This window comes from Anaeromicrobium sp., assembly GCF_025210435.1.
Taxonomy (GTDB): domain Bacteria; phylum Bacillota; class Clostridia; order Peptostreptococcales; family Thermotaleaceae; genus Anaeromicrobium.
Genome location: NZ_JAOART010000017.1, coordinates 23,390 through 35,292 on the forward strand (window position 1 = coordinate 23,390; position 11,903 = coordinate 35,292).

Below are 11,903 nucleotides of genomic sequence, written 5' to 3' on the forward strand. Positions count from 1 at the left end.
ACATGATTTCCCCATTATTTTATGGGAATCATGTTTTTTTTATTTATTATTTAATGGTAGAATAGGGTTAGAGAAAAAAGAAAAAAATGTCGAATATCCATATTAATAGTAAAAGGATAGGATAGGTAAGGTATATGAAAAAAATAACCAGTGAAATTACTAATTTATTTTTAAAAATATACCTAGCTATAATTATAGGAGTGATATACATATGAAGAAGACAATAGATTTAATATATAAAAAGAATAAATTAGAAGATGATGATTTTGAAAAAGCTCCTATGAGAATAGCCGCTACCTATGTATTGTTTGGTTGTTTCTGGATTTTATTTTCTGATGGAATATTAAACATATTTATAGATAATGTGGATATATATACGAATATACAAACCTTTAAGGGCTGGTTTTTTGTCTTTTTAACAGGAGTTTTAATCTATAATTTAATTTGGAAGTATTTTTCTAAAATCAAGGAATTAAATATGAACTTGGTAAATAGCAAATCAGAATTTGATAAGAACTTGATTTTAATGGAAGAAAAAAATATAGAAATGAAAAGGGCAACTAGTGTTACAAATGATTTTTTTATGCTAATGACTAAAGTATTAAAAAATAGTCATGTGGACGATGAAATGTTTTTAAGGGAAGTATTTAGAATTGCTTTTAATTTGGTGAAAGAGTGTAATTTTGGAAGTGCCTATATTGTTGAGAATGGAAAAATCAAATATATAGAAGAAATTGGTTTTCACCAGGAAACTTTAAAAAATCTTGAAGTTAGTGCGGATAAATTTGAATTTGCCTTTAATCATATAAAAATCAAAAACTATCCTGAATACAATATTAAAAAAAGATTAAACAATGATGACTATGAAGAGTATTCTAATAATAATATTCAAATAAAACAATCTGTTTATGTGGGAATATCTAATGATGATAGCTTATATGGTGGATTTAGTTTAGACATTAGTTCAGATGATCATATGGAATTTACCCATGAAAGCATTCGTAATTTAGAAGCTTTACAACAACTTGTTAATGGATTTTATAAGATTAAAAAGATAAATGATCAAAAAAACCTAGTACAAAGGGATATTGTACAATCATTTATTTCGGCCTTAGAACTTCATGATGAATATACAAAGGGACATTCTGAAGCTGTTGCATCCTATAGTCTTCAAATAGGAAAGAAGCTAAATCTTGATGATAGTGAAATAAATGACCTTTATTGGGCTGCCACTGTTCATGATATAGGTAAAATAATAATACCTTCTAGTATTTTAAATAAAAAGGATAAATTGACTAAAGAAGAGTATGAACTTGTTAAGAGTCATACACAGATAGGGTATGATATATTATCAAAGGCAGATACATTAAGAGAAGTTTCTAAATATGTATTGTTACATCATGAACGTTGGGATGGAGATGGTTATCCAAAGGGATTAAAAGGGGATGAAATTCCTTTAATATCTCAAATAATATGTGTGGCAGACTCATGGCATGCAATGATATCAGATAGGCCTTATAAAAGAAAAATAACTAAAGAAGAAGGCCTTGAGGACTTGAAAAACAATAGGGGAACTCAATTTTCTCCCAAAATAGTAGATGTCTTTTTAGAAATATTATTAAAGGAAACTAATTAGTTAAATAAAGAAAACGTCTATGTGCCAAATAAATTGGTATATAGGCGTTTTATTATATGAAATAGTTATTAGGCATATTTACCATGATAAATGATATACTATAAATACTTTCAATTATGGAGGGGGTAATACCATGTTACAAAATCCACAACATATATTAAAAAAATATTATGGATATGAAAATTTTAGAAAAGGTCAAGAATCTATTATAGATAGTATATTAAATAAAAATGATACATTTGCCATTATGCCCACAGGAGGGGGAAAATCTATTTGCTTTCAAATACCAGCCCTTTTACTAGAAGGCCTAACCCTTGTAATCTCTCCTTTGATTTCCCTTATGAAGGACCAGGTGGATGGACTAGAAAGTATAGGTATTAAGGGTACCTACATAAATAGTTTGCTAGATAACAAAGAAGTTGCATATAGAATCAAGAGGGCTAAAGAAGGAGAGTATAAGCTTTTATATGTGGCACCAGAGAGGTTACAATCCTGGGAGTTTTGTCAATTATTAAGGTCAATAAATATATCCTTAATAGCAGTTGATGAGGCCCATTGTGTATCCCAATGGGGACATGACTTTAGACCAAGTTATAGGTATATTACAGAATTGATAAAAGAATTGCCAAATAGACCTATTGTGGCTGCCTTTACGGCCACTGCCACAGAACAGGTAAGAAATGATGTTCTAAACCTTTTAGAATTAAAAAATGAAAATACATATATTACAGGATTCGATCGTGAAAATTTATCCTTCTCCGTTGTAAGGGGAGCTAATAAAAAGGATTACATCATTAATTATGTGGAAGAGAATAAGGATGAAGTTGGAATAATTTATGGGGCCACTAGAAAAGAAGTGGAGAGTTTGCATGAAAATTTAAGAGCAAAGGGGTATGCTGTAGGAAAATATCATGGAGGCCTGAGTGCCCAAGAGAGAAAAGAAAGTCAAGAAGCTTTTTTATATGATGATATAAAGATTATAGTAGCAACAAATGCCTTTGGCATGGGAATTGATAAATCAAATGTTAGATATGTGATTCACCACAATATGCCTAAGAATATGGAGGCCTATTATCAAGAAGCAGGTCGTGCAGGAAGAGATGGAGAGCCTAGTGAATGTATTTTATTATTTGCAGCTCAAGATGTGTTGCTTCAAAAGTTTTTAATGGAACAATCTAATATATCCTTAGATAGGGAGAAAAACGAGTATAGGAAACTTCAAGAAATGGTTGATTATTGCCATACGACTAAATGTCTAAGAAAATATATATTAGAATATTTTGGTGAAGAGAATGTGGAAGATAAATGTGATAATTGTAGTACTTGTAATGATAATAGTGAACTTACAGATGTTACCATAGAAGCACAAAAGATATTTTCCTGTGTATATAGGATGAAAGAGAGATTTGGAATGTCCCTTGTGGCTCAAGTCCTTAAGGGTTCTAAGAATAAGAAGGTTTTGCAATTTGGACTTGATAGATTATCCACCTATGGAATCATGAAGGAATACAAAGAAAAAGAATTAAAGGATATGATGAACATATTCATTGCAGAAGGATATCTTGGTCTTACAGAAGGCCAATATCCTATAGTGAAATTACAACAAAGGGCTATTCCTGTGTTAAAGAGTAGAGAAAAGGTATTTCAAAAAATACAAAAGAAAAAAGAAAAGATATTTGTGGACAATCCATTATTTGAAATGCTCAGAGCACTTAGGAAGGATATTTCAACTAGGGAAAAAATCCCACCATACATTATATTCTCAGATAGTACCCTTAGAGAAATGGGAAAAGTTTTTCCTGTAGATCATGAATCTATGTTAAGAATCAAGGGCGTTGGAGAAGGAAGGTTAAAGAAATATGGAGAAGAATTCTTAAGTATTATTAAAACCTATGTACAGGACAATGGTATAACGCCGAAAGTAATAAATGTTGAGAAGGAAGAGAAGATTCCTAGCCATGTTATAACTCTAAATATGTATAAAGAGGGAAAATCATTAAAAGAAATATCTGAAGAGAGAGATATGAAAATAATAACCATAAACAATCATATTATCAGGTGTGCCTCAGAAGGGTTAGATGTGGATTTAGATGATTTTATTCCAAGTATTTATGAGGAAATTATCATAGAAAAGATTAATGAAATAGGTGCTGAAAAATTAAAACCCATCAAAGAAGTCCTTCCTGATGGAGTTAGTTATTTGGCAATTAAGGCAGTACTTTGTAAGCATAATATGATAGGGTAAAAGGTTTAAAAATAAGAAGATAAGCATTATATTGCTCGTCTTCTTATTTTGATTAAACTATAGTACTAAATACATGTCATACCATGTGGCTCCGCCGTGTGTAGAGTTTGACAAACCTTCATTTACATATCCAAATTTTTCATAGTATTTTATTAAATGTTTTTTACATGTAAGTAATACTTTTTTTCTACCTGATTTTCTTGCATATTCAATAAAATGATTCATTAATTCCTTACCATAACCGCTACCATGATAATTTGGATGAACATCAAGACCGAAGATTACTATGTTATTTGCACCGGGTATATGTAAATCCATAGTCTTGAAAAAATTATCTTTCAGGTTGTTATCATTTGTGATTCCACTATTAATTAATCCTATAATTTCACCATCTAATTCAGCTATAAAAAATCCCTCAGAGAAGATTGCAATTCTTTCTTTGAAGACCTTTTTTGAATCCGCTTCAGCTGCTGGAAAACAAAGACATTCTATTTGAGATATATGGTCTAAATCCCTTGGTAGCACATTTCTTATATTTAATTTACTCATTAAATACTTCCCCCTCCCCTTAGTTATTATAACCTAATTAGTAAATTCAGTGAAAATTTATCATATTAATGTGGATATATAGATTTCTGGTGTATAAACTTGCTTTATGCGGGCCTATTTCAGGAAAATATATTGAAAATCTTTTCCACCCAAGTCCTTGTCACAAGCGAAGGTGTGAATCTTCGTATATAGGTTCGTGTGTCATGTTGGAGTAGCATAGGATGTTGTGACGTTCCAGGGTTCCAAAGATTTTCAATATATTTTCCCTTATAGGCAAGTTACTGTATAAAGAAATCTTAGTGTTGATAAACCTATATATAGAGATTTATCGTTTATAAACTTGAGTTATGTGAGTCTATTTCAGGAAAATATATTTGAATTTTTATCCATCTCAGTGGCCTGTCACATGCTAAAGTGTAAATTTTAAAGTTAGGTTTACGTGTCATGTTGACTATGCTTAGGATATAGTGACGCTACAGATTCCTAAAAATTCAAATATATTTACCTTTATAGACAAGTTACTGCATAAAGAAAACTTAGGGTTGATAAATCTATATGTGAAAAATGGAAAGAATAGATTGGGCATAGAGCATATCATATGATGGATAAAATATAAGGGTAGAGATGAACAGAAAAAATAACAATGGGTATTGAAATAATTATTACACATGAAGATGAATTTAAGGAGGGTAGAACATGAGGCATAACGGATTCATAAGGCTATTATTAATATTTCCTTTCCTTTTGCTATTTGGAGCATGTTCAAAATCTCCATCACAAATTAATAAGAACTCTAAAGGACCTATTGAGGAAAATAAAATTAATAATTTAAATGAAGAGTATATGAAAATTTGGGATTCCTTTTATGCTGATGTTAATGGAGATGGAGATTTGGAAAAGATTGAACTTATTGGAAGGAAAGATAAAGATAGTCCTATTTTTTGTATGGGAAATTTAAAACTAAATATAAGAAATTCTAACAGTAATGAAATAATTAAAACCCAGTTGATTTTCAAAAATCAAGGCCATCACCCCCAATTAGTTACTAGTGATATAAACAATGATGGAGCAGAAGATATGCTTGTTAGTATGACTTCTACATGTAATGGCTATGGACATGTATATTATGGATTATACACATTTTCAAATAATGAATTAAATGAGATTGACCTAGAGAGTATTCGTGATAAAGATACACATATTAAATTTGAATTATACGATGAAGATCAATTAATTTTAAAGTTTGATGGGTTAAAATATGGTTTTATTGTGCCACTTTCAAAATATCAAGGAGTACTTTATAAAAAGATACAGAATAAAGAAAAACACTATGATGATAGAGAAGAATTTGGTTATTTTCCAGGCTCAAATTTTAAAATTGCAGATTATGATGGAGATGGAAAAAATGAACTAAAATGTTCAAAAATATTTGCCGCAGAATACCAATCTGAAATCGCTTGGATAGAGGTTATTTATAAGTACAAGGATAGAGGTTGGACAGTTATTGATGCAAAGATTGAACCAATTTATAAAAGAAAGAGCCAATCTGATAAGGATAAAGAAATTAACATTAGTGATCTAAAATTTGGCAAGTTAATGTGTGGACTTAACTATGAAGACATTATTAAAATACTAGGTAAACCTTTAAAAGAAGAGTTCAATGGAGTAAAGTTGCAATATAAAGATGAAACAAGACTGTATATTAATCCAGTTGTCAAATCTATTGAAATTAATAGTTCTAATTATAGTACTCCTAGAGGTCTTATTGTGGGAGATTCAAAAGAGAAAGTAAGAGAGTTATATGGTGAACCTGATGACATTAGAAGGGATGGGACAAGTGAATTCTGGGAGTACTTGACGAATGATTTAGATTATCTGCATATTGATTTTGTAGAAGAAAAGGTTAAGAGTATAATGATTAATTGTAGCAATTCCTTAAGGAAGTAACTAGTAGGTAAATTATATGAAATAAATTAGCCAACTAGAATAGGGTTCGCTTTTATATTGTATAAAATTATAATAGGATTTTTTAAAACTTATTATAAAGGACATGAGTGTTTTTTATAGAAGATTTACTATCAGGGTAAAACTTCAAGGAGGTTATCATGCTAAAAGATGGTTTATATGAAGAATTAATTAATAGTAAGTTAAATGATGAATTGGATAGATTACATTCTATTAAAGATATAAAAAGAAATAAAATAGACTTAGAAGAAAGTAAAAATATATTAAGCAAGTATATAAGTGAGGTAATAAAAAAAGGCTTAAATTATATAAGAGAAGATACTAAAAATAATAAAGATGAAGAAATCATATTAAAGCAGATAAAGGCTTGTAATCATATCATAGATAACCTTAGTAATATAGCTAATGAGGATTCTTTAAAAGAATACAATATAAGTGAAAAAGCAGAAATATTAATGTCATTATATTCAAAGATAAATTCAGCAAGAAGTGTAAATGACAAACTTAAAATAATAAGACCTACCACATCCATATCGGAAAGTTCTTTATTCACAGGATCTCAAATAGAACCAAGTATGATAAGTGAAATAAAAAAAGAGATAGTAACATGTGATTCTATAGATATGTTAGTTTCCTTTATAAAGTGGAGTGGGCTTAGATTAATATTAGATGACCTTAAGGAATTTGTGAAAAAATCAGATAATAAAATAAGAATAATAACTACATCATATATGGGAGCTACTGATTATAAGGCTGTAGAAGAATTATCTAAAATTCCTAATGTGAAAGTGAAGGTATCCTATGATACAAAGAGAACAAGGCTTCATGCAAAGGCCTATTTATTTAAGAGGGAAACGGGATTTACTACGGCCTATATAGGTTCATCAAATCTTTCTAATCCAGCCATGACAAATGGCCTTGAATGGAACATAAAAGTATCTGAAAAAGACTCCCTTCATATAGTTAAGAAATTTAATGCTACTTTTGAAAGCTATTGGAATGATAATGAGTTTGTATTGTTTAATGGAGAAGATGAAAAAGATAAAAATATATTAAAAGAAGCTCTTAATAATAGTTTTACTAAAGAAAATGACTTTAATTTTAATTTAGATATACATCCTTATTATTATCAAAAGGAAATACTAGAAAGATTAGAAGCAGAGAGGACTTTATTTGGTAGGCATAAAAATTTGTTAGTAGCGGCTACAGGAGTAGGAAAGACAGTTATATCAGCCTTTGATTATAAAAGATTTATGAAAAGTAATCCTAAGAATAATAGATTATTGTTTGTGGCTCACAGGGAAGAAATATTAAAACAAAGCAGAGATACTTTTAGAGCCATATTAAAAGATTCAAATTTTGGAAGTCTCCATGTGGGAAGTTATAAATTAGATTCATTAGAGTATTTATTTATGAGTATACAAAGTTTTAATAGCACTAAACTTTATGAAAAAATTACACCTGATTATTATGATTTTATTATAGTAGATGAATTTCATCATGCAGCAGCCAATTCATATGAAAAATTATTAAAATATTTTAAACCTAAGGAGTTATTAGGTCTTACAGCTACTCCAGATAGGATGGATGGTAAAAGTATATATGAATATTTTGATGATAAAATTGCAGCGGAAATGAGATTAACAGAAGCTATAGATAAAAAACTGTTATGTCCATTTCAATACTTTGGTGTGACAGATGAGGTTGATTTGTCAAAGGTAAAATGGAAGAGAGGAGGCTATGATAAGTCAGAGCTTTCTAACTTATATACAGAAAATCATATTAGAGTTATACAAATAATAAATAGTTTAAATAAATATGTAAACAGTATAGAAGAAGTAAAGGGCCTAGGCTTTTGTGTAAGTGTAGAACATGCTAAATTTATGGCACATGTGTTCAATAAAAAGGGAATAAAGTCCATATGTCTTCATGGACAGTCAAACAAGGAAGAAAGAGAAAGTGCTAAAGATAAAATTACTAAAGGTGAAATAAAGTTCATATTTGTAGCAGATTTATATAATGAGGGAATAGATATTCCGCCTATAAATACTGTATTACTTTTAAGGCCAACAGAGAGTTTGACTATATTCTTACAGCAATTAGGTAGAGGCCTTAGAAACTATGAAGGGAAAGAGTGCTTAACTGTATTAGATTTCGTGGGACAATCCCATAAAAATTATAATTTTGAAGAAAAATTTAGAGCCTTAATAGGGAAGACTAAATACTCTATAAAGTATTCCATAGAAAATGAATTCATACATCTGCCTAAGGGGTGTTACATAAAACTAGAAAAGCAAGCCAAAGAATATATTTTAAGAAATATTTCTCAAGCCAGAAATACTAAAAATAATCTTTTAATTAAGATGAGAACTTTTGCAAATGATACGGATATGAAGTTAACATTAGAAAATTTTTTGAATTATTATCAGATGGAATTGATAGACTTCTATAGTTCTAGTGTAAATAGAAGTTTTTATCACATAAAATCAATCATAGAAGATAGGGAGTTTCAGATAAATAAAGAACAGGAAAAGACCATAAAGAGATTTAAAAATCTATTTTACATAAACTCTAGAAGATTTATTAAATTTAGCATAGATCTAATAATGAATATAGAAAAGGTTTCTATTATGGATTTAACTAAGGAACAAAAGATACTATTAAATATCTTGTATTATTCTTTTTATTCGAACAATCCATTTAAAGAAGGTTTAACATGTTCCTTAGAAGGACTTAAGAAAATATTTAATGAGGAGTATATAAAAGATGAAGTAATAGATATACTAAACCATAATTACAATAAAATATGTTTTGTGGATGAAAGAGTTGATCTTGGATTTGCAAGTGGATTAGACCTTCATTGTACCTATACTAAGGATCAAATTTTATCGGGATTAGATTACTATAATGAAAAGCAAAGTCCTGCCATGCGTGAAGGTGTAAAATATATAGCTGATAAAAAGTTAGACGTCTTTTTCATAACTTTAAATAAATCAGATAAGGATTTTTCTCCATCTACATTATATGATGATTATGCCATAAATGAAATACTATTTCATTGGCAAAGCCAAAGTAGAACCACTGTTCAAAGTCCTACAGGCCAGCGTTATATAAATCATAAAGAAAAGAATAGTAAGATTGTTTTATTTGTAAGAGAATACAAGAATAAAAATGGAATAACTAGTCCATATACTTACCTGGGCAAGGCATCTTATGTAAGACATTATGGAGATAGACCCATAAGTTTTGAATGGAAATTAGAAAAACAAATGCCAGCTAACATGATTAGTAGTGCAAATAAAAGTATTGTATAGGAGAATAAATATGATAGAAGTAGTAGCAGCAATCATAAGAAATGATAAAAATGAAATATTAATAGCTAAAAGAAAAGAATCTAAGAGCTTAGGAGGATTTTGGGAATTTCCAGGAGGCAAAATAGAAAAAGGAGAAAGTGATGAAGAAAGTCTCATAAGGGAATTAAAAGAAGAGATGGATATAGATATAGAAGTTAAGAATTATTTTGATGAAAATATATATGATTATGCCGATAAAATAATTAAGCTAAAGGCTTATGAGGCCGTTATAAAAAAGGGGAACATAAATTTGAAGGATCATTCTCAGTTTGTATGGTGTAAACCATGTGAATTAGACAAATATAAGATAGCACCAGCAGATATTAAATTTGTAGAAGAAATAAAGAATGATTGAACTAGTTGATGAAAATTGCAGAAAAAAAGGGGATTTGCAATAAATTGGAGAATATTCATTATATGGTGGGTCATTTTGGGAGGTGGATATTATCCTACAGAAAAGAAGAAAATATATACTTCAAATTATTATTATTGTAATTAGTGCATTCATACTCTTTAATGTATTTTTTTATATGGAAGTTAAAAAGAGTTATGAGAATAGATTTTATGAAGTTGGGGATAAGATTACTTCTCAAACAACTAATGCTCTAACTCATTGGATTGATCATCAGGTGAGGGTTGTAAAAATGATTTCAAAGGATAAACGAGTTATTAATGCCTGTAGATTCCCTGAAAATGAGGGAGTCATCAATGAAGCACAGGAATTTTTACAAGAGGTACATAGCCTATATCCATACTATGAAAACTTACCCATAAGTGCAAAATTAGATAAATCAATAATAAGAAGTGTAAATGGGAAAGAAGTAGAAATAAATCATGGAGAATTTTTAGTAGATACGGTAGGAGGAAAAACCGTTGGAAAAGGTGGTATGAAATATTCATATGTGAGGGAAATATTTAAGGGGAAAGAGTATTTCATAAGTGAAATTTATCCTAGTATATTAAGGGGAAATCCAATTTTTGTAATTAGTGCACCAATTATATATGATTCAGAAATTATAGGAGTTGCACTCATATCTCCTAAAATTGAATATTTCACAAAGACCTTTGTGGACAATGTGAATTTTGAAAATACGGGCTATATGTTTTTTGTTGATGATAGGGGTGTGGCAATAGCCCATCCAAATAGGGAAATGATCTTACGCAATAACCATAAATTTGAAAATATTGGTGAAAAAATCCTTAATACAAGATCAAACAAAAATAATTATTTTCAAGCAGATTTTATGGGACAGGAAAAATTTTATATTAGCACAGAAGTACATATTCCATCAGAAAATATTATGAATAAATGGTATATTGTATTTACCCAGAAAAAAGGTGAGGTTTTACAACATGTTAAAAAATATTTTAATATTATTATGGCACTAGTGATTATAGCTACTGTTGTAGTAGTTGGGGCCATATATCTTGTATCAAGTATTAATCAAAAGGAGTTACATAAAGATCAGTTAGAAAAAATGAATAGATCCTTAGAAAATAAGGTTGAAGAAAGAACCAAGGAACTAATAAAATTAGCAAAAACAGATGGACTAACCCAATTAGTCAATCATCAAACCGCATATGAAAAGTTAGAAGAAGCAATTTATAACTCAAGGGAAAGGGAAGTACCTTTAGTATTGATTATGGCAGATTTAGATAGGTTTAAAAGGGTAAACGATACCTATGGCCATCAAGTGGGAGATGAAGTTTTAAAGGATGCTGCTTTTATTATTTCTTCTAATATAGGAGAAGAACATACAGCAGGAAGGTATGGAGGAGAAGAGTTCATAATTATTTTACCTAATACAGATTTAGATGAAGGGTTAAGAATAGGAAATAGTATTAAAGAGCATATTGCAAGTGAAAGATTTTCTATTGAAGGATTAAGAGTTACAGTTAGTATGGGAATTCGTCAATGGAATGGAGAATCTTCTACTGATTTAGTTAAATATGCTGATAAGGCATTGTATAGGGCAAAGGAAAATGGTAGAAATAGAATAGAAATAGGGTAAATCCCTGACCTACGTACAGTAATTAGGGCAAATCATGAATAAAATCCATAATTTGTAATTAATTGAACTTTAATATGTTTAATCTTTGACTTAAACTATTATATTCTTGTTAAATAGAAGTATTTCTACACCTTTATTCCTTT

7 protein-coding genes are annotated in these 11,903 nt (G+C 29.4%); 6 read left to right on the forward strand and 1 reads right to left on the reverse strand.

The features are described from left to right. Positions 1–211 precede the first annotated feature (211 nt). Both N4A57_RS01690 and recQ read left to right on the forward strand, forming a co-directional pair. Positions 212–1,636, forward strand: coding sequence for an HD-GYP domain-containing protein (locus N4A57_RS01690; protein ID WP_293655665.1), 1,425 nt, complete (start codon positions 212–214; stop codon positions 1,634–1,636). A gap of 133 nt (positions 1,637–1,769) precedes the next feature. Continuing rightward, complete coding sequence (gene recQ / locus N4A57_RS01695; protein ID WP_293655666.1) at positions 1,770–3,881, forward strand: DNA helicase RecQ; 2,112 nt, start codon at positions 1,770–1,772, stop codon at positions 3,879–3,881. Between the two features lie 57 nt (positions 3,882–3,938). On the opposite strand, the gene N4A57_RS01700 is transcribed toward recQ, so the two are convergent. Next, positions 3,939–4,430, reverse strand: a complete 492-nt coding sequence (locus tag N4A57_RS01700) for a GNAT family N-acetyltransferase (RefSeq protein WP_293655667.1) — start codon at positions 4,428–4,430, stop codon at positions 3,939–3,941. Between the two features lie 696 nt (positions 4,431–5,126). Here N4A57_RS01700 and N4A57_RS01705 point away from each other — a divergent pair. The 4 genes from N4A57_RS01705 (at position 5,127) to N4A57_RS01720 (ending at position 11,760) form a co-directional block, all read left to right on the forward strand. After that, positions 5,127–6,377 carry a hypothetical protein gene (locus N4A57_RS01705; RefSeq protein WP_293655668.1) on the forward strand — a complete coding sequence of 417 codons (1,251 nt, stop codon included), beginning with the start codon at positions 5,127–5,129 and terminating at the stop codon, positions 6,375–6,377. A gap of 158 nt (positions 6,378–6,535) precedes the next feature. Continuing rightward, the gene (locus N4A57_RS01710) at positions 6,536–9,709 is read left to right on the forward strand and encodes a DEAD/DEAH box helicase (protein WP_293655669.1); all 3,174 of its coding nucleotides are present in this window, start codon (positions 6,536–6,538) and stop codon (positions 9,707–9,709) included. Positions 9,710–9,719: 10 nt separating this feature from the next. Next, positions 9,720–10,103: a (deoxy)nucleoside triphosphate pyrophosphohydrolase gene (locus N4A57_RS01715; RefSeq protein WP_293655670.1), complete on the forward strand. Its 384-nt coding sequence runs from the start codon at positions 9,720–9,722 to the stop codon at positions 10,101–10,103. Between the two features lie 175 nt (positions 10,104–10,278). Further along, on the forward strand, positions 10,279–11,760 hold the full coding sequence (locus N4A57_RS01720; RefSeq protein ID WP_293655671.1) for a sensor domain-containing diguanylate cyclase: 1,482 nt from the start codon (positions 10,279–10,281) through the stop codon (positions 11,758–11,760). Positions 11,761–11,903: the final 143 nt, after the last annotated feature.

Bases quoted from the DNA above. Each gene is read 5' to 3' on its own strand.
- recQ (WP_293655666.1), top strand. From the start codon at position 1,770: ATGTTACAAAATCCACAACATATATTAAAAAAATATTATGGATATGAA.
- N4A57_RS01700 (WP_293655667.1), bottom strand. From the start codon at position 4,430: ATGAGTAAATTAAATATAAGAAATGTGCTACCAAGGGATTTAGACCAT.
- N4A57_RS01705 (WP_293655668.1), top strand. From the start codon at position 5,127: ATGAGGCATAACGGATTCATAAGGCTATTATTAATATTTCCTTTCCTT.
- N4A57_RS01715 (WP_293655670.1), top strand. From the start codon at position 9,720: ATGATAGAAGTAGTAGCAGCAATCATAAGAAATGATAAAAATGAAATA.
- N4A57_RS01710 (WP_293655669.1), top strand. From the start codon at position 6,536: ATGCTAAAAGATGGTTTATATGAAGAATTAATTAATAGTAAGTTAAAT.
- N4A57_RS01690 (WP_293655665.1), top strand. From the start codon at position 212: ATGAAGAAGACAATAGATTTAATATATAAAAAGAATAAATTAGAAGAT.
- N4A57_RS01720 (WP_293655671.1), top strand. From the start codon at position 10,279: ATGGAAGTTAAAAAGAGTTATGAGAATAGATTTTATGAAGTTGGGGAT.